The organism is Microbacterium maritypicum MF109 (genome assembly GCF_000455825.1).
In the GTDB taxonomy this organism is placed as follows: Bacteria; Actinomycetota; Actinomycetes; order Actinomycetales; family Microbacteriaceae; genus Microbacterium; species Microbacterium maritypicum_A.
In genome coordinates, this window is sequence record NZ_ATAO01000041.1 from 1 (window position 1) to 337 (window position 337).

Here is a 337-nt window from a genome sequence, read left to right on the forward strand (position 1 = left end):
GCCGCGTCGACGATCACGGTCGGGGCGATGCCGAGCAACTGCAGCCGGCCCGGTGACGTGCTCTCCTGCAGACCCGCCGTCACGATGTCCGCGGCGATGCGCTGGGTGGCACCGCCGATCAGCGACTCGACGGCGGCCACTGCGAGAGCGGCGTTGTGCCCCTGGTGAGCGCCGTACAGCGGCAGGTACTCCTCGGTGTACTCCCCCGCCAGGCCACGGATCGTGAGCAACTGGCCGCCGACGGCGAGCTTCTGCTCGGTGAGACCGAACTCCTCACCCTCGAACGCGATGGTCGCGTTGCGCTCCGCCGCCACGCGACGCAGCACCTCGGCCGCCT

The 337-nt window shown here is 71.2% G+C and carries 1 pseudogene; it reads right to left on the minus strand.

The window, feature by feature from the left end:
- A pseudogene (locus L687_RS0120815) lies at nucleotides 1–337 on the minus strand (dihydrofolate synthase); the annotation flags it as partial.